Below are 16,158 nucleotides of genomic sequence, written 5' to 3'. Positions count from 1 at the left end.
CGTGGGCTCTGTCACCGCCACTGTGGCACCGCCCACGGATCCAAACGTTACCCGATGGTTTCGGACATTCGGCGCGATAGTGGCCTCCGGCTTTCGGCGTCACGCCACCTACCGGCAGGCCGCCGTGGCGGGCGTCGTCACCAACACCGTCTTCGGCTTCCTACGCTGCTACATCTTCCTCGCGGTGGCCGGCGCGGCCGGCACGGTGGCCGGCTACGACCGGGCCCAGCTCGCCACCTTCGTCTGGGCCGGGCAGGGGCTGCTCGCGGTGATCGCCATTTGGGGCTGGACGGAGCTGGCCGACCGGATCCGGACCGGGGAGATCGCCGCCGACCTGCTCCGCCCGGTGCACCCCGTGACCAGCTACCTCGCCACCGACCTGGGCCGGGCCGGGTTCGCCTCGCTGGCCCGGCTGTTGCCGCCGGTGGTGATCGGCCCGTTCTTCTTCGAGGTCTATCTCCCCCGGCACTGGGCCACCCTGCCGCTCTTCGGGCTCTCCGTGCTGCTCGCCGTGCTGGTCTGCTTCGCCTGCCGTTACCTTGTCAACGCGACGGCGTACTGGTTGCAGGACGTCCGCGGGCCGATGATCCTCTGGACGTTGGGCTCCGGCGTGCTGGCTGGCCTCTACTTCCCGCTCGGCTTCCTCCCGGGCTGGCTGGAGGCGACCCTGCGGTACGCCACCCCGTTCCCCAGCCTGCTGCAGGTCCCGCTCGACGTGCTGGTCGAGCGGGAGCCGATGCCGACCCAACTCGGCCTGGTCGGGCTCCAGCTCGGCTGGGCGGTGCTGCTGCTGGCGCTCTGCCGGCTGGTGCAGCGCCGGGCCGAGCACCGGCTGGTGGTGCAGGGTGGCTGAGCCGGGGACGCAAACGGGGGCGCTGCGGGCGTACCGGGCGCTGCTCGGGGCGCAGGCCCGGTCGCAGGCGGCCTACCGCACCTCGTTCGTGGTGGACCTGGTCGGCAACATGGGCGCCACCGTGTTCGACGTCGTTACCGTGCTGGTGCTCTTCGGGGTCACCCGGGAGCTGGGCGGCTTCACGCTCCGCGAGACGCTGGTCGTCGTCGGCCTGTCGTCGTCCGCGTTCGCCACCGCCGACCTGCTGGTCGGCAACATCGAGCGGCTGCCCCGATACGTCCGCACCGGCCTCTTCGACGCCGTGCTGGTCCGGCCGCTGGCCGCGCTGCCCCAACTGCTGCTGATGGACCTGCCGCTGCGCAAGGTCTCCCGGGCGCTCTTCGGGCTGGCCGTGCTGCTGTTCGCGCTCGGCTCGGCCGGCATCGACTGGACGCCGGGCCGGGTGGCGCTCGCGCTGGTCGCCCCGCCGGCCGGGGTGGTCTTCTTCGCCGCGGTCTTCGTCACCACCGCCACCGTGTCGTTCTACTGGATCGACTCGGGGGAGATGGCCAACTCGGTCACCTACGGCGGGCGCGACTTCACCTCGTACCCGGTCACCGTCTACGGCGGCTGGTTCCGCGCGATCTTCGCGTACGGGATGGGTTTCGCCTTCGTCAGCTACCACCCGGCGCTGGCGCTGCTCGGCCGGGCCGACCCGCTGGGCCTGCCGCCCTGGGTCGGCTGGGCCGCACCCGGGGTCGCGCTGGTCGCCGCGGCGGTCGCCGCCGTGGCCTGGCGCGTCGGGATCCGCCACTACCGGAGTACGGGGTCATGAACGTCATCGAGATGGACGGGCTGCGCAAGGAGTTCACCGTCCGGGTGAAGGCCGGGCGGCTGCGCCGGGAGAAGCGGACGGTCACCGCGGTCGACGGGGTTGACCTGCGGGTGGAGCGGGGCGAGATGCTCGGCTACATCGGCCCGAACGGCGCCGGCAAGTCGACCACGCTGAAGATGCTCACCGGCGTGCTGATGCCCTCGGCGGGACAGGCCCGGGTCTGCGGGCTGCGGCCGGTGGCCGACCGGACCCGGCTGGCGCTGCGCATCGGCGTGGTCTTCGGGCAGCGCTCGCAGCTCTGGTGGGACCTGCCGCTGCGCGACTCGTTCGCGCTGCTGCGCCACGTCTACCGGGTGCCGGCCGGCGAGCACGCGGCCCGGCTGGCCCGCTGCCGGGGCTTGCTCGACCTCGACGAGTTCCTGGACACCCCGGTCCGGCAGCTTTCCCTGGGCCAGCGGATGCGCGGCGAGCTGACCGCCGCCCTGCTGCACGGCCCCGAGGTGCTCTTCCTGGACGAGCCGACCATCGGGCTGGACGTGGTCAGCAAGCAGGCGGTCCGCGGCTTCCTGGCGGAGCTGGGCCGGGCCGGCGACACCACCCTGGTGCTCACCACCCACGACCTGGCCGACATCGAGCGGCTCTGCCGGCGCCTGGTGGTGATCGACCACGGGCGGGTGGTGCACGACGGCTCGATCGCCGCCCTGCACAGCCGGTACGGCTCCCGCCGGATGGTGGTGGCCGAGCTGGACGCCGCGCTGCCCGCGCCGCCGGTGCTGCCGGGCGCGCCGGTGCAGCGGGTGGAGGCGGACGGGCGCCGGCTGGTCTTCGCGCTGGAGTCGGCGAGCGTCGCCGAGGTGGTGGCCGGGCTGGCCGGCCTGGCCACGTTGCGGGACATCTCGATCGTGGAGCCGGACATCGAGGAGGTCGTGACTCGGCTCTACGGCGCTCCGGTTGAGGTGGGCTGAGCCGGCCGGGTCAGATCTTGTCGCCGATGTTCACCTGGGGCGCCGGGGCCCGCATCTTGCGGAACGTGATCGACCGCATGATCGCGTAGAAGTAGAGCGAGCCGAGCCGCTCGGTGCTCTTCGGGAAGCGCTCGCGGACCAGCTTCTTGATCTTCCGGGCGATCAGCACCGAGTCGATCACCACGCCGAGCGCCAGCGCGCCCCAGAGCACGTTCGACAGCAGCCGGACGATCGGCGGCATGGCCTGGTTGGAGCCGAGCAGCACGATCAGCGCGCCGCCGAAGAACCAGGTGCCCACCGTGCGCCGGGAGTCGACCACGTTGCGGGCCAGCAGCCGCTCGGGGCCCCGGTCGCGCGGGCCGCCCTCGCGCCGGAACTCGGCCGCCGACTCGGCGCGCGCCGCGCGGCGCTGCTCCCGGGCCTCCTCCTTGGTCAGGGGACGGGCCGGGGCGGCCGGGCGGCGACCCGCGGTCGGCCGCTTCGGGGTGGTCCGCCCGAGGTCCTTCTTGCTCGGGGTGTAACCCCGGGACTGGGCAGCGGACGGCGCCTCGTCGGTCGTCACCGGGGTGACGGAATCCTCGACGAGGTCGGTGGGCTTACGGCGAAACAGCGACGGCACGTCGGCAAGGGTAGCCAAACAGCCGCGCCCGGTGCACATCGCGGTGCACCGGGCGCGGGAGTGTGACCTTACGGGCGCTCGACGTGCGCGCCCAGATCCGCCAGCTTGGCCTCGAAGTCCTCGTAGCCCCGGTTGATCAGGTCGACGCCGTAGACCCGGGAGGTGCCCTCGGCGGCCAGCGCCGCGATCAGGTGGCTGAAACCGGCCCGCAGGTCCGGAATGACCAGGTCGGCCGCGTGCAGCTTGCTCGGGCCGGCGATCACCGCGGAGTGCTTGAAGTTGCGCCGGCCGAAGCGGCACGGCGTGCCGCCCAGGCAGTCCCGGTAGACCTGGATGTTGGCGCCCATCGAGTTCAGCGCCTCGGTGTAGCCGAGCCGCTGCTCGTAGACCGTCTCGTGGACGATCGACAGGCCGCGGGCCTGGGTGAGCGCCACCACGAGCGGCTGCTGCCAGTCGGTCATGAAGCCGGGGTGGACATCGGTCTCCAGCGCCACCGCGTTCAACTCGCCGCCCGGGTGCCAGAACCGGATGCCGCCCTCCTGGCCCGGCCCGCCGCCGCGCGGCGGGCGGAGGTCGGTCACCTCGTACTCGCCGCCGACCGAGCGGAAGATGTTCAGGAAGGTCATCATGTCGGCCTGCTGGGCGCCCAGCACCTCGACGTGGCCCCGGGTGGCCAGCGCGGCCGCCGCCCAGCTCGCCGCCTCGATCCGGTCCGGGATCGGCCGGTGGGTGTAGCCGCTGAGCCGCTTCACGCCCTGGATCTCGATCACCCGGTCGGTGTGCACCTTGATGATCGCGCCCATCTTCTGCAGCACGCAGATGAGGTCGATGATCTCGGGTTCGACCGCCGCGTTGCGCAGCTCGGTGACGCCCTCGGCCATCACCGCGGTGAGCAGCACCTGCTCGGTGGCGCCCACGCTCGGGTAGGGCAGGGCGAATTTGGTGCCGTGCAGCCCGTTCGGCGCCGACAGGTGCAGCCCCTCCGGGGTCTTGTCCACGGTCGCGCCGAACTCGCGCAGCGCCTGGAGGTGGAAGTCGATCGGGCGCGGGCCGATGTGGCAGCCGCCCAGGTCGGGGATGAAGGCGTGGCCGAGCCGGTGCAGCAGCGGGCCGCAGAACAGGATCGGGATCCGGCTGGAGCCCGCGTGCACGTTGATCTGGTCGGTGCTGGCGCTCTCGACGTTGGACGGGTCGAAGACCAGCTCACCGTCCTCCTCGCCGTCGGTGACCTTGACGCCGTGCAGGCCGAGCAGCCCGCGGACGACCTCCACGTCCCGGATCCGGGGCACGTCGAACAGGCGGCTGGGGGTGTCGCCCAGCAGGGCGGCGACCATCGCCTTGGACACGAGGTTCTTCGCGCCGCGTACGCGGATCCGCCCTTCAAGCGGAGTGCCTCCGTGTACGACCAGGACGTCGTCGGTCAACGCAACCTCCAGCGCGTTGGTGCTGCCGTGTAGATGAGTGGGGTCCACGATCTGCATCGCTACCCGAAAGGCGGCCCGGCCAAAACGGGCCCGCGTGTGTCGTCGCCCCGGCAGCATAGCCCTCGGTGACGAAAAGGGAATCGGTCACATCACCAGTGAGGGCACGAACCGGGGATTCCGCCGCGTTTCCGTACCAGTGGCATGACCGAGGGTGATCAGGCGCCCGGGAGGGCGAGCATCTGGTCCAGGGCGGCCCGGGCGTGTCCGGCGGTGTCCGGATCCACGGTGATCTGGTTGACCACCCGCCCGGCGACCAGCTCCTCCAGCGCCCAGACCAGGTGCGGCAGGTCGATCCGGTTCATCGTCGAGCAGTAGCAGACCGCCCGGTCGAGGAACATGATCTGCTTGTCCGGATGGGCCAGCGCCAGCCGGCGGACCAGGTTCAGCTCGGTGCCGACCGCCCACGCCGAGCCGGCCGGGGCCGCCTCGATGGTCCTGATGATGTATTCGGTGGAGCCCACGTGGTCGGCGGCGGTGACCACCTCGTGCCGGCACTCCGGGTGGACCAGCACGTTGACCCCCGGCACCCGCTCGCGCACGTCGTTGACGCTGTCCAGGGTGAAGCGGCCGTGCACCGAGCAGTGCCCGCGCCAGAGGATCATCTTCGCGTCGCGCAGCTGCTCCGGGGTCAGCCCGCCGTTCGGCTTGTGCGGGTCGTAGAGCACGCAGTCGTCCAGCGAGAAGCCCATCTCCAGCACGGCGGTGTTGCGGCCCAGGTGCTGGTCGGGGAGGAAGAGCACCTTCTGCCCCTGCTCGAACGCCCAGTCCAGCGCCCGCTTGGCGTTGGACGAGGTGCAGACCACGCCGCCGTGCCGGCCGACGAAGCCCTTGATGTCCGCCGAGGAGTTCATGTAGGTCACCGGGACGGTGTCCGCCGCGATGCCCAGTTCGGTCAGCACGTCCCAGGCGGTCTCGACCTGCGACAGCACCGCCATGTCGGCCATCGAGCAGCCGGCGGCGAGGTCGGGCAGGATCACCTTCTGGCGGTCCGAGGTGAGGATGTCGGCGCTCTCGGCCATGAAGTGCACGCCGCAGAAGACGATGTACTCCGCGTCGGGGCGGGCCGCCGCCTCCCGGGCCAGCTTGAACGAGTCGCCGGTCACGTCGGCGAACTGGATCACCTCGTCGCGCTGGTAGTGGTGGCCCAGCACGAAGACCTTCGTGCCGAGCGCGGCCTTCGCCGCGGTCGCCCGGGCCACCAGGTCCGGGTCGCTCGGCGCGGGGAGGTCACCCGGACACTCCACGCCACGCTCGGTGGCGGGGTCGCTGCCGCGGCCGAGGAGCAGCAGCGCAGTGGCGGTGTTGGAGGGCTCAACCCAGGTCGAAGTCACGCCACCCATGGTCCCACAGCGGGACGGCCGCGCAGCCGTCACGGATGTGGCCTGCCACACTGCTCGGCATGCGCGTGCTGCTCTGCCCGGACAAGTTCGCCGGCACGCTGCCGGCCCAGGAGGTGGCCGCCGCGGTGGCCGAGGGCTGGCGGGAGGTCGCCCCCGGCGACGAGCTGCTGGTCCGGCCGCTGGCCGACGGCGGCCCCGGGTTCGTCGCCGTGCTCGCCGAGGCGCTCGGCGGCCGGCTGCTGCCGGTGCCCACCGTCGACCCGCTCGGCCGCCCCGCGGCCGGTGAGATCCTGCTCACCGACGACGGTGTGGCGTACCTGGAGAGCGCCCAGGCGTGCGGGCTGCACCTGCTCTCCGCCGCCGAGCGGGACCCGAAGGCGACCACCTCCTACGGGCTGGGCCTGCTGGTCGCCGCGGCGGTGGAGGCCGGGGCGCGGACCGTGGTGATCGGGCTGGGCGGCTCGGCCACCAACGACGGCGGCGCCGGGATGCTCACCACGCTCGGCGTCACCCCGCTCGACGAGGCCGGCCGGGCCCTGCCGTACGGCGGGGCGGCCCTCGCCGCGGTGACCGCGCTGGACGGCGCGCCCCGGGTCCGCGGCGCGGCGCTGGTCGCCGCCACCGACGTCGACAACCCGCTGCTCGGGCTGCACGGCGCCAGCAACGTGTACGGCCCCCAGAAGGGCGCCACCCGGGCGGACGTGCTGCTGCTCGACGGCGCCCTGGAGCGCTGGACGGCGGTGCTGGAGGAGAACCTGCCGGGCTGCCCTTCGGGGCTCGGCGCGCTGCCCGGCGGCGGCGCGGCCGGCGGCCTGGGCGCCGCGATCCTGGCGCTCGGCGGCCGGTGCGAGTCCGGCATCGGGCTGGTCACCCGGGCCATCGGCCTGGACGCCGCGCTGGACGCCGCCGACCTGGTGATCACCGGAGAGGGCTCCTTCGACCACCAGTCGCTGCGCGGCAAGGTGGTCGCCGGCGTGGCCGGGGCGGCCCGGGACCGCGGGGTGCCCTGCGTGGTGCTGGCCGGCCGGGTCAGCACCGGGCGGCGGGAGGCCGCGTCGGCCGGCGTGACCGAGGCGCACAGCCTGGTGGAGCACTTCGGCGGCGAGGAGTGCGGGGGAGTCGAGGCGGCGATGAGCCGCCCGGCCGAGGGGCTGCGCGCGCTCGGCGCCCGGCTCGCCGGCCAGTGGAGCCGCTGAACCCACCCGGACGCCCTCGGCGCGCCGTGGCCGGTGTCGCGCACCCGACAGGTCCCGCCCGCAGCGCGGCCCGGACCCGGCGCGTGTGCCGAAGGACACCGGACGAGGAGGTCGACATGACCACGAGCACGGCTGACCTGACCAGGGACCTCGCGGCACGGCGGCGGACCGGCCGCCGGCTGGCGGCGGGCGCGGCCACCCTCGCGCTCGCGGCCTGCGCTCCGGCACGGGAGGGCCCGTCCGCCACCGTCCCGACGGCCTCGGCGGCCCCCACGGCATCGGCCACCTCGTCGGCCACGCGACCCCCGTCGGCCACGCCGTCCCCGCCGGCCACGCCGCAACCGGCAACCAGCCCGACCCGCCCGGCCTCCGGGATCCCGGACTGCCGGACCGCCGACCTCTCGCTGGCGTCCGCCGGGTCGTCCGGCCACGCCGGCAGTGGGACTGCCTACCTCGCGCTGGGGAACCGGTCCGGCCGGCACTGCGCGCTGGCCGGCTTCCCCGAGGTCCGGCTGGTCGACGCCACGGGCCGGGCCCTCCCGGTGCGGGTGCGGCACCACCTCGCCGCGCACCGCGTGGTGCTGGCGCCCGGCGGCACGGCCTGGACCGCGGTGACGCTGAGCCACGTGCCCGGCGCGGACGACGAGGGAGCGCCGTGCGAGGCGCCAGCCGCCGCGCTCCGGCTCACCCCGCCGGGCGGCACCGGCTATCTGGCCGCCGAGGGCGCCTGGCGGGCCTGCGGCGGTACGGTCGAGGTGGATTCGTTCACCGCCGGGCGCCCGCCGGCCGCCTGACGGCCCGCCGCCCACCGGGGCGAGTCAGTCATCACAGCCGGGTGACCTCGGTGGGAGCGGCGTACGATCGGATCTGGACCACACCGGGAATCACTGGCGGACGTGCGGCGTTGGCCAGTGCGTCCGGACCCCATACCGCGCAGGGAGACTTTCACGTGACCACGCCAGCGCAGACCGAGTCGACCGAGGCCAAGGCCCCCAGCACCGTCGTCCTCACCGACGTCGCGGCGCAGAAGGTCAAGGCCCTGATCGAGCAGGAGGGCCGTGACGACCTGCGGCTCCGGGTCGCGGTGCAGCCGGGCGGCTGCTCCGGCCTGCGGTACCAGCTGTTCTTCGACGAGCGGTCGCTCGACGGTGACGTCGTCACCGACTTCGGTGGTGTCGAGGTCGTCGTCGACCGGATGAGCGCCCCCTACCTGGCCGGCGCCACCATCGACTTCGCCGACCGGATCGACGCCCAGGGCTTCACCATCGACAACCCGAACGCCGGCAACTCCTGCGCCTGCGGCGACTCGTTCAGCTGAGTCGACGCCGGCCGCCGAGGCCGACGACGCCTGCCTGACGGCGGGACCATCCCTCACGGGCTGGTCCCGCCGTTTTGTCGTACCGGACGGGTGTCCGGAGGGTGACCTCCGCGGGTGCGGGAGGCGTCCGGTTGTCGACCGACCCCCGTCCGTCCGGGCGGGGCGACCGGTAGGCTGACCCGCGCCGTGCTCCCGACCACGAGGGTTGACATGAAGATCGCCGTGACCGGCTCGATCGCGACCGACCACCTGATGAGCTTCCCCGGCCGGTTCGCCGACCAGCTCCTCGCCGACCAACTGGACAAGGTCTCGCTCTCCTTCCTCGTCGACGAGCTGGTGCTCCGGCGCGGCGGCACCGCCGCGAACATCGCCTTCGGCATGGCCCAGCTCGGGCTGCGCCCGGTGCTGCTCGGCGCGGTCGGGCCGGACTTCGCCGACTACCGGTCCTGGCTCGAGCGGCACGGCGTCGACTGCGACTCGGTGCACGTCAGCGAGGTCGCGCACACGGCCCGCTTCGTCTGCACCACCGACACCGACATGTGCCAGATCGCCTCGTTCTACGCGGGCGCGATGAGCGAGGCCCGCAACATCGAGCTGGCCCCGGTGGCGCAGCGGCTCGGCGGTCTCGACCTGGTGCTGGTCAGTGCCAACGACCCGGCCGCGATGATCCGGCACTCCGCCGAGTGCCGGGAGCGCGGCTACGCCTTCGTGGCCGACCCGTCGCAGCAGCTCGCCCGGATGGACGGCGCGGACGTGCTCGGCCTGGTCGACGGCGCCGATTACCTGATGACCAACGAGTACGAGAAGTCGCTGCTGCAGAGCAAGGCCGGGCTGACCGACGCCCAGCTGCTGGACCGGGTGCGGGTCCGGGTCACCACGCTGGGCAAGCGGGGTGTGGAGATCGCCGGCCGGGAGGTCGGCACCATCCACGTGCCGATCGCCCGGGAGATCCAGGCGGTCGACCCGACCGGCGTCGGCGACGGCTTCCGGGCCGGTTTCTTCGCCGCGCTCAACTGGGGCGTCGACCTGGAGCGTGCCGCCCAGGTCGGCTGCCTGCTCGCCACGCTGGTGCTGGAGAACTTCGGCGGCCAGGAGTACGAGGTCCGCCGGGACCTGTTCGTCAAGCGGCTCGCCGAGTCGTACGGCGACGCGGCCGCCGAGGACGTCCGGCCGCACCTGCTGTGACCGGCCCGGGGGTGGATCGGGCCGCGGTCCCGCGACAACGCCGGCCCGGCCCGTTCGGCGCCGGGGATCCTCGCCTACCTCCGCTGACCCACCGGACTCACTGGCGGCGGCGCACGTCGTAACCCGGGCCCTCCGGATGCGCGGCCACGAACTCCTGACCGCGCATCCGGCACCAGGCCGGGATGTCCACGGCCGCGGCGGGGTCGTCGGCGAGCACCCGGACCACCGCGCCGACCGGCAGCTCGGGCAGCCGCCGGGCGAGATTGATCACGGGCAGCGGGCAGCGCTGCCCGCGGTAGTCGAGCACCTCGTCCGGCTCGCTCACAGCCCGGTCACCCCCGCCTCGGCGCGCAGGCCGGCGACGATCCCGGGCAGTTCGGCCAGGAACCGGTCGACGTCCGCCTCGGTGGTCTCCCGGTGCAGCGACACCCGGACGTTGCCGTGTGACAGCACCCCCATCGCCTCCAGCACGTGTGACGGCCGCAACGTCGAGGAGGTGCAGGAGGAGCCGGAGGAGACCGCGAAGCCCCGCCGGTCCAGCGCGTGCAGCAGCGCCTCGCCGTCCACGTAGAGGCAGGAGAAGGTGAGCAGGTGGGGGAGGCGGTCCACCGGGTCGCCGACCACCTCCACGTCCGGCACCTCGGCCGCCACCCGAGCCCGGATCCGGTCGACCAGCGGCGCCAGCCGGGCCGCCTCGGCCGCCGCGTCGGCCGCCGCCGCGCGCAGGCTCGCCGCCGCGGCGACCACCGCCGGCAGGTTCACCACCCCCGGGGTACGCCCCGCCTCCCGCTCGTCGGCCGGGAACGGCGACTCCCACCGGGTGCCCTTGCGCACCACCAGGAGCCCGACCCCGGGCGGCCCGCCCCACTTGTGCGCGCTGGCGCTCAGCACCGACCAGCCGGCCGGCAGCGGCGCCCGGCCGGCGAGCTGGGCCGCGTCGACGTAGAGCGGCACCCCCGCCTCGGCGCAGAGTTCCGCCGCCGCGGGCACCGGCTGCACCGTGCCCACCTCGTGACTCGCCCCGATCAGGGCGGCCAGGGCCACCCCGGGCGCGGCCACCGCCGCCGCCCAGGCGTCCAGGTCCACCCGACCGAGCCGGTCCACGGGTACGGACACCGTGTCCCCGCCCCCGGCCACGTGCCGCTCCGCGGCGTGCAGCACTGCCGAGTGCTCGATCGCGGAGTGCACCAGGGCCGCCCCGGCCCGGCGCCGCCCGGACAGGCCGCCGAGCACGGCGGCGTGCGCGGCCGCCGTACCGCTGGGGGTGAAGGAGAGTTCGTCGGCGCGGACGCCGAGGGTCTGCGCGGCGGCCTCGCGGGCGGCGTCGAGGAGCTGGCGGGCCCGGCGGGCCTGGCCGTAGAGCCGGGCCGGGTCGGCCCAGCCGTCGTCCAGCGCGGCCAGCAGCGCCTGCCGCGCGACCGGATGCAGCGGGGCGGCCGTGGCCGCGTCCAGATAGACCGGGTTTGCGCTCACGAACGTCCACGCTATCGCGCCGGTACCCCCAAGATCCCCCCGATGGGGGCGGACAGTGACCCCAAGACGGTCAGGCCCGCCATGGTCGAGTAATCTGCGACCGTCGGTGACGCCTTTGCCGTCGGTGTCGAGCGAAACAATCACCGCGGCGCGCTAGGGAGGCAGGACCAGGTGGTCGCAAGGAGTTCGGAGGTACGGCCGTCGGCCGTACGGCACAGCGCTTCCCCGGGGGCCGGCGGGCGCCGGCGGCGTGGTGCTGGTCGACTCGCCGGGCTCGGTCTCGGCGGAGCCGCGCTGCTGGTTCTGCTCACCGGCTGCGACGTCGGCAAGACGTTCGGCGGCTTCGGCTGGCCGCAGGGCGGCATCACCCCCGAGTCGCACCGGATGTACGACCTGTGGATCGCGTCCTGCATCGCGGCCCTCGCGGTCGGCGTGTTCGTCTGGGGCCTGATCTTCTGGTGCGTGATCCGCTACCGGAAGCGCGGCAACGCGCTGCCGGTGCAGACCCGCTACAACCTGCCGATGGAGTTCCTCTACACCATCGCGCCGATCCTCGTGGTCTCCGTGCTCTTCTACTACACCGCGGTGGTGCAGACCGACGTGGTGAAGGAGACGAAGAACCCCGACGTCACCGTCGAGGTCGTCGCCTTCAAGTGGAACTGGCAGTTCAACTACCGCGACGGCCAGGGCCGCGACGCCAACACCGTCGCCTCCGTGCTGGGCACCAGCGAGGTCATCCCGGTGCTGGTCCTGCCGAGCGGCAAGTCGATCCGGTTCGAGGAGCAGAGCCGCGACGTCATCCACTCCTTCTGGGTGCCGGAGCTGCTGTTCAAGCGCGACGTCATGCCGGGCAGCATCCGCAACACCTTCGAGGTCTCCAGCATCGACCAGGAGGGCCACTTCGTCGGCCGCTGCGCCGAGCTGTGCGGCAGCTACCACGCCTTCATGAACTTCGAGCTGCGGGTCGTCTCGCCGGAGAAGTACGAGCAGTTCCTGGCGGCCAAGAAGGCCGGGAAGTCGACCCAGGAGGCGCTCCAGGCGATCGGTGAGGACCCGTACGCCACCGAGACCAAGCCGTTCAAGACGCGGCGCAACACCGCCAACTTCAACCCGTCCGACGCGACGGCCGGCGCGGGAAGCTGAGGGGTCCGGCATGAAGACCGAGTGGAAGATTTTCCTCACCATCGCGACGTTCCTCTTCGGCGTGGCGATCCTCTACGGCGCTTGGACGTACGGCGACGGCGGCCGGGTCGAGTGGGTCGGCACCGTGGCGCTGCTGCTGTCCTTCCTGCTCTGCTCGATGTGCGGCGGCTTCTTCTGGTTCGTCTCGCGCCGCATCGACCTGCGTCCCGAGGACCGGCCGGACGGTGAGATCGCCGACGGCGCGGGCGAGGTCGGCTTCTTCAGCCCGGGCAGCTACTGGCCGTTCGGCCTGGCCCTGGCCGCCGCGATCGCCGGTCTCGGCCTGGTCTTCTGGCAGTTCTGGCTGCTGGGCGCGGGCATGGTGGCGGTCGTCTTCGCCGCCTGCGGCCTGCTCTTCGAGTACTACTCCGGGACCCGCCGCACCGCCGAGCACTGACACCCGAACCAACGGCAAGGCCCGCGCCCCCTCCGGGGATGGCGGGCCTTCCGCATTTCTCGCCCCGTCCCGCCCCCTGGTGTCGATGATCATGAGGTTGGTGGCGCGAGTCGCCCCTTTTGTCGCGGCGAACTTCATGATCGTCCGCTGGTGGGGTCTGGAGAGCGCGGCGAGGGCGGCGAGGGCGGCGTGCGCTGCTCGGAGGGGGTCTGCCGGGCGAGGGTGGGCCGGCGGGTCAGGCTGCGCGGCGGTGCGGTGGTGCGGTGGGCGCGTGGCGCTGGGCCAGGCGCGGGGCGCGGAAGGCGAAGGTGGCGATGAGCACGGCCGCGCCGCAGCCGGTGCAGACCAGCTCGGGGCAGTCGGCGCCGTGCCCGTCGACGCAGGTGGGCGCCTCGAACAGCACGACGCCCTCGCAGGTGTCGCAGTAGAGCTCGCGGTCCGACACGGGCGTCTCCTCTCGTTCCGGTGCGCCGAGGGGCGGCATCGGCGGAAAACGGAAAATTACTCCCGTGTAGTTTGGCACGCCGGTCCGACAGAACCGGGCGGTACCCGGCTCAGAGCGTGCCGGCCACCTCGAGCCAGCGCTCCAAGGTGCCGGCGGCCGCGCCGGAGTCGACCGACTCGGTCGCCCGGACCAGGCCGGCGCGCAGCGCCTCGTGCAGGTCGCCGTCGAGCGGGCCCTGGGTGGCCAGCGCGACCGCGGCGTTCACCAGCACCGCGTCGCGGACCGGGCCGGTCTCGCCGGCCAGCAGCCGCCGGACGACCCCGGCGTTGTACGCCGCGTCACCGCCGCGCAGGTCGGCCAGGGTGGCCCGGGGTACCCCGAGCTCCGTCGCGTCCAGCAGCGCCTCCCTGACGGTGCCCTGCTGGGCCACCCAGACGCGGGTCGGCGCGCCGGTGCTGAACTCGTCCAGCCCGTCCTCGCCGCGCACCACGATCACCGAGTCGCCCCGGGCGGCGAAGACGGCCGCCATCACCGGGGCCATCCGCGGGTCGAAGCAGCCCACCGCGCCGGCCCGCGGGCGGGCCGGGTTGGTCAGCGGGCCGAGGAAGTTGAACGCGGTGGGCACGCCGATCTCGCGGCGGACCGGGCCGGTGTGCCGCATGCCGGGGTGGAACCGGGCGGCGAAGCAGAAGCCGATGCCGGCCTCGATCACGCAGCGGGCCACCTGCTCCGGCTCCAGGTCCAGCGGGACGCCCAGGTACTCCAGCACGTCGGCCGTGCCGCAGGAGGAGGAGGCGGCCCGGTTGCCGTGCTTGACCACGCGGACGCCCGCCCCGGCGACCACGAGCGCGGCCATGGTGGAGATGTTCACGGTGTGGGCGAGGTCGCCGCCGGTGCCCACGACGTCCAGCGCGCCGGCCCGGATCTCCTCGGGCAGCGTCACCGGGACCGCCCGGGTCAGCATCGCCTCGACCAGGCCGCCCAGCTCGGCCGGCGTCTCGCCCTTGGTGCGCAGGGCCACGGCGAAGCCGGCGATCTGGGCCGGGGTGGCCGAGCCGGCCATGATCTCGCCCATCGCCCAGGCGGTGTCGGCGGTGGAGAGTTCCTCGCCGCGCAGCAGCGCGTTGAGCAGAAGCGGCCAGGTCCGTTCGCCCATGGCGGGCCTCCCGAGCGGCGTGTGAGCGGGTGTGGCGGCCGTCATCCGGTCCGTAGCGCCGCCTGGCGCGGGGGCCGGATCATGGCCGGCGGCCTTCATTCGTCCGTAGCGCCGTCTGGCGGCGCGGAGGTTGAACTATGGCCGAAGTCGGCGCCACGGCCGCGTCGCCGTGGCGCCGGAACGACGGCTCCAGGTCGCGGCGCGGCGTCAGACGCGCCGAGCTGGAGCCGTCGCAGGGTGGCTCAGGCCGCGGCGTGGGTGCGCCGCAGCAGGTCGGCGACGGTGGTGCCGGTGGTCACCGGGTCGAGCGGGTGGGTCAGCGTGGCGTCGACCTCGGCGTACGCGGCCAGCCAGCGGTCGGCGGCCCGGGCCAGCACCACGCAGGTCGGCGGGGCGTCGTCCCGGTCGTCCTTGATCTGGCGGGCGATGCCGATGCCACCGCCGGGGCTCGCCTCGCCGTCGAGCAGGAGCAGGTCGATCTCGTAGTCGTCGACCAGCCGGACGCAGCCGGCGTAGTCGGCGGCCTCGACGAACTCGATCTCGAGCCCGGGCGCGGGCCGGGTGCCGACGGCGAGTCGCATCCGGTCACGGACCTTCGGGTCGTCGCTGTAGAGCAGGACGGTGCAAAGACGATCGCTCATCGTGACGTGGCTCCCACTTCGTAGCTGCCCGCTGATCGTAGCGGGCGTCACATCCGGCCGGTCGCCCCGCCCTGGCGACGGTCAGGCGCTCGCCTCCGCAGCGCGCTGGCGGGCCTCCTGGCGGTCGAGCTCGCGGTCCAGCCGGCGGGCCTCGCGCTCGGACTGCTTGATCCACTGGACCACCAGCACGGCCAGCATGGTGACGCTGACGAATTCGCCGCCGGCCCAGAGCACACCGCCGGCGACCACCTGGTCGTTCCACGGGTCGGACCAGCTCAGGTGCAGCGACGGGTACCAGTCGCCGCCCAGCAGTGTGGTGCTCTGCATGATGGTGAGCCCGAGCACGGTGTGGAACGGCACGGAGAGCAGCATGAGCAGCGCCCGGGCCGGGTAGGGCCAGCGCCCGGGCAGCGGGTCCAGGCCGAGCAGCGGCCAGAAGAACACGCAGCCGGTCATGATGAAGTGCGCGTGCACCAGTTCGTGCGCCCACTCGTGCCGCAGGGTGATCTCGTAGAGGCCGCTGAAGTAGAGGGCGAACGGGTTCACCACGAAGATGGCGAACGCCACCAGCGGGAAGCTGTAGACGCGGGCGACCCGGCTGTGCACGATCGCCAGCAGCCGCTTGCGCGGGCGCAGCGGCAGGGTACGCAGGGCGAGCGTCACCGGCGCGCCGAGCGCCAGGAAGATCGGCGCGATCATGGACAGCACCATGTGCTGGATCATGTGCACCGACAGCAGGGCGGTGTCGTAGGCGCCCAGCCCGGTGACCGTGACCGCGGCGATGCCGCCCAGGCCCGGGAAGAGGAAGCAGACCGTACGCACCACCGGCCAGCGGTCGCCGCGCAGGCGCAGCCGGTACACCCCGTAGAGGTAGAGACCGGCGGCGAGCACCAGGCCGAGGGCGAGCCAACTGTCCAGCCGGGTCTCGGTCAGGAGCCGGGCAACGGTGAACGGCGGCGGGACGGCCTCGCCCCCCGCCGCGAGTGTCGCCGGGGCCACCGAGGTGGCGGCGAAGATCGGATCGACGTGCAGCACGCTTTTCAGGGTAGGTCAGGCGAAGCGGACGACCCCGATCGGGCCACGGATGGCA

General features: G+C 73.4%; 18 protein-coding genes. 9 read left to right on the top strand and 9 right to left on the bottom strand.

Translation table 11 applies throughout. From position 1 onward, the window contains the following. Position 1 precedes the first annotated feature (1 nt). From AB0F68_RS11950 to AB0F68_RS11940, 3 genes are read left to right on the top strand one after another with little or no spacing between them, the layout of a single operon-like run. Positions 2 to 853: an ABC-2 family transporter protein gene (locus AB0F68_RS11950; protein WP_357335581.1), complete on the top strand. Its 852-nt coding sequence runs from the start codon at positions 2 to 4 to the stop codon at positions 851 to 853. Continuing rightward, positions 846 to 1,667 (top strand): ABC-2 family transporter protein, encoded by an 822-nt coding sequence (locus tag AB0F68_RS11945; RefSeq protein ID WP_357335579.1) that lies wholly within the window; start codon positions 846 to 848, stop codon positions 1,665 to 1,667. Before AB0F68_RS11950 ends, AB0F68_RS11945 begins: the two co-directional genes overlap by 8 nt. Then, positions 1,664 to 2,632, top strand: a complete 969-nt coding sequence (locus AB0F68_RS11940) for an ATP-binding cassette domain-containing protein (protein WP_357335576.1) — start codon at positions 1,664 to 1,666, stop codon at positions 2,630 to 2,632. Before AB0F68_RS11945 ends, AB0F68_RS11940 begins: the two co-directional genes overlap by 4 nt. Before the next feature lie 10 nt (positions 2,633 to 2,642). Here AB0F68_RS11940 and AB0F68_RS11935 read toward each other — a convergent pair whose 3' ends face one another. From AB0F68_RS11935 to nadA, 3 genes are all read right to left on the bottom strand, one after another. Next, complete coding sequence (locus AB0F68_RS11935) at positions 2,643 to 3,290, bottom strand: DUF3043 domain-containing protein (protein WP_357335573.1); 648 nt, start codon at positions 3,288 to 3,290, stop codon at positions 2,643 to 2,645. A 29-nt stretch (positions 3,291 to 3,319) separates the two neighbouring features. Next, positions 3,320 to 4,732 (bottom strand): UDP-N-acetylglucosamine 1-carboxyvinyltransferase, encoded by a 1,413-nt coding sequence (gene murA, locus AB0F68_RS11930; protein ID WP_357335571.1) that lies wholly within the window; start codon positions 4,730 to 4,732, stop codon positions 3,320 to 3,322. 158 nt (positions 4,733 to 4,890) lie between these two features. Beyond that, a complete protein-coding gene (nadA, locus tag AB0F68_RS11925) occupies positions 4,891 to 6,066 on the bottom strand; it encodes a quinolinate synthase NadA (RefSeq protein ID WP_357335568.1) in 1,176 nt (391 codons plus the stop codon). A 44-nt stretch (positions 6,067 to 6,110) separates the two neighbouring features. Between nadA and AB0F68_RS11920 the strand changes: the two genes are divergently transcribed. The 4 genes from AB0F68_RS11920 to AB0F68_RS11905 all read left to right on the top strand — a co-directional run bounded on the left by AB0F68_RS11920 (position 6,111) and on the right by AB0F68_RS11905 (position 9,774). Further along, positions 6,111 to 7,271 (top strand): glycerate kinase, encoded by a 1,161-nt coding sequence (locus tag AB0F68_RS11920; RefSeq protein ID WP_357335566.1) that lies wholly within the window; start codon positions 6,111 to 6,113, stop codon positions 7,269 to 7,271. Positions 7,272 to 7,387: 116 nt separating this feature from the next. Then, positions 7,388 to 8,065, top strand: coding sequence for a DUF4232 domain-containing protein (locus AB0F68_RS11915; protein ID WP_357335563.1), 678 nt, complete (start codon positions 7,388 to 7,390; stop codon positions 8,063 to 8,065). 155 nt (positions 8,066 to 8,220) lie between these two features. Then, positions 8,221 to 8,589, top strand: a complete 369-nt coding sequence (erpA, locus tag AB0F68_RS11910) for an iron-sulfur cluster insertion protein ErpA (RefSeq protein WP_091320045.1) — start codon at positions 8,221 to 8,223, stop codon at positions 8,587 to 8,589. Between the two features lie 210 nt (positions 8,590 to 8,799). Then, a complete protein-coding gene (locus AB0F68_RS11905) occupies positions 8,800 to 9,774 on the top strand; it encodes a carbohydrate kinase family protein (RefSeq protein WP_357335560.1) in 975 nt (324 codons plus the stop codon). A gap of 97 nt (positions 9,775 to 9,871) precedes the next feature. Here AB0F68_RS11905 and AB0F68_RS11900 read toward each other — a convergent pair whose 3' ends face one another. After that, positions 9,872 to 10,099: a sulfurtransferase TusA family protein gene (locus AB0F68_RS11900; RefSeq protein ID WP_357335557.1), complete on the bottom strand. Its 228-nt coding sequence runs from the start codon at positions 10,097 to 10,099 to the stop codon at positions 9,872 to 9,874. Continuing rightward, a complete protein-coding gene (locus tag AB0F68_RS11895) occupies positions 10,096 to 11,247 on the bottom strand; it encodes an aminotransferase class V-fold PLP-dependent enzyme (RefSeq protein WP_357335553.1) in 1,152 nt (383 codons plus the stop codon). Before AB0F68_RS11895 ends, AB0F68_RS11900 begins: the two co-directional genes overlap by 4 nt. Positions 11,248 to 11,418: 171 nt before the next feature. Between AB0F68_RS11895 and coxB the strand changes: the two genes are divergently transcribed. Both coxB and AB0F68_RS11885 read left to right on the top strand, forming a co-directional pair. Continuing rightward, positions 11,419 to 12,390 (top strand): cytochrome c oxidase subunit II, encoded by a 972-nt coding sequence (gene coxB, locus AB0F68_RS11890; protein WP_357335550.1) that lies wholly within the window; start codon positions 11,419 to 11,421, stop codon positions 12,388 to 12,390. A gap of 10 nt (positions 12,391 to 12,400) precedes the next feature. Continuing rightward, positions 12,401 to 12,826 (top strand): cytochrome c oxidase subunit 4, encoded by a 426-nt coding sequence (locus tag AB0F68_RS11885; RefSeq protein WP_357335548.1) that lies wholly within the window; start codon positions 12,401 to 12,403, stop codon positions 12,824 to 12,826. 235 nt (positions 12,827 to 13,061) lie between these two features. On the opposite strand, the gene AB0F68_RS11880 is transcribed toward AB0F68_RS11885, so the two are convergent. The 4 genes from AB0F68_RS11880 to AB0F68_RS11865 all read right to left on the bottom strand — a co-directional run bounded on the left by AB0F68_RS11880 (position 13,062) and on the right by AB0F68_RS11865 (position 16,103). After that, positions 13,062 to 13,271, bottom strand: a complete 210-nt coding sequence (locus AB0F68_RS11880; RefSeq protein WP_357335545.1) for a hypothetical protein — start codon at positions 13,269 to 13,271, stop codon at positions 13,062 to 13,064. Positions 13,272 to 13,380: 109 nt separating this feature from the next. Further along, positions 13,381 to 14,427, bottom strand: coding sequence for an anthranilate phosphoribosyltransferase (gene trpD / locus AB0F68_RS11875; protein WP_357335543.1), 1,047 nt, complete (start codon positions 14,425 to 14,427; stop codon positions 13,381 to 13,383). Between the two features lie 242 nt (positions 14,428 to 14,669). Continuing rightward, complete coding sequence (locus tag AB0F68_RS11870; RefSeq protein WP_357335540.1) at positions 14,670 to 15,068, bottom strand: hypothetical protein; 399 nt, start codon at positions 15,066 to 15,068, stop codon at positions 14,670 to 14,672. 81 nt (positions 15,069 to 15,149) lie between these two features. After that, positions 15,150 to 16,103, bottom strand: coding sequence for a cytochrome c oxidase assembly protein (locus tag AB0F68_RS11865; protein WP_357335538.1), 954 nt, complete (start codon positions 16,101 to 16,103; stop codon positions 15,150 to 15,152). Between the last annotated feature and the right edge of the window lie 55 nt (positions 16,104 to 16,158).

The sequence above is a fragment of the Micromonospora sp. NPDC023966 genome (genome assembly GCF_040639095.1).
Classification (GTDB): Bacteria; Actinomycetota; Actinomycetes; order Mycobacteriales; family Micromonosporaceae; genus Micromonospora.
Note: the sequence above shows the minus strand (reverse complement) of the source record. Positions and strands in the feature narration are given on the sequence as shown.

Excerpts from the sequence above, each read along its gene's own strand:
- AB0F68_RS11940 (WP_357335576.1), top strand. The coding sequence starts at position 1,664 with ATGAACGTCATCGAGATGGACGGGCTGCGCAAGGAGTTCACCGTCCGG.
- murA (WP_357335571.1), bottom strand. The coding sequence starts at position 4,732 with ATGCAGATCGTGGACCCCACTCATCTACACGGCAGCACCAACGCGCTG.
- AB0F68_RS11870 (WP_357335540.1), bottom strand. The coding sequence starts at position 15,068 with ATGAGCGATCGTCTTTGCACCGTCCTGCTCTACAGCGACGACCCGAAG.
- AB0F68_RS11905 (WP_357335560.1), top strand. The coding sequence starts at position 8,800 with ATGAAGATCGCCGTGACCGGCTCGATCGCGACCGACCACCTGATGAGC.
- trpD (WP_357335543.1), bottom strand. The coding sequence starts at position 14,427 with ATGGGCGAACGGACCTGGCCGCTTCTGCTCAACGCGCTGCTGCGCGGC.
- AB0F68_RS11935 (WP_357335573.1), bottom strand. The coding sequence starts at position 3,290 with ATGTGCACCGGGCGCGGCTGTTTGGCTACCCTTGCCGACGTGCCGTCG.
- AB0F68_RS11920 (WP_357335566.1), top strand. The coding sequence starts at position 6,111 with ATGTGGCCTGCCACACTGCTCGGCATGCGCGTGCTGCTCTGCCCGGAC.
- AB0F68_RS11915 (WP_357335563.1), top strand. The coding sequence starts at position 7,388 with ATGACCACGAGCACGGCTGACCTGACCAGGGACCTCGCGGCACGGCGG.
- AB0F68_RS11885 (WP_357335548.1), top strand. The coding sequence starts at position 12,401 with ATGAAGACCGAGTGGAAGATTTTCCTCACCATCGCGACGTTCCTCTTC.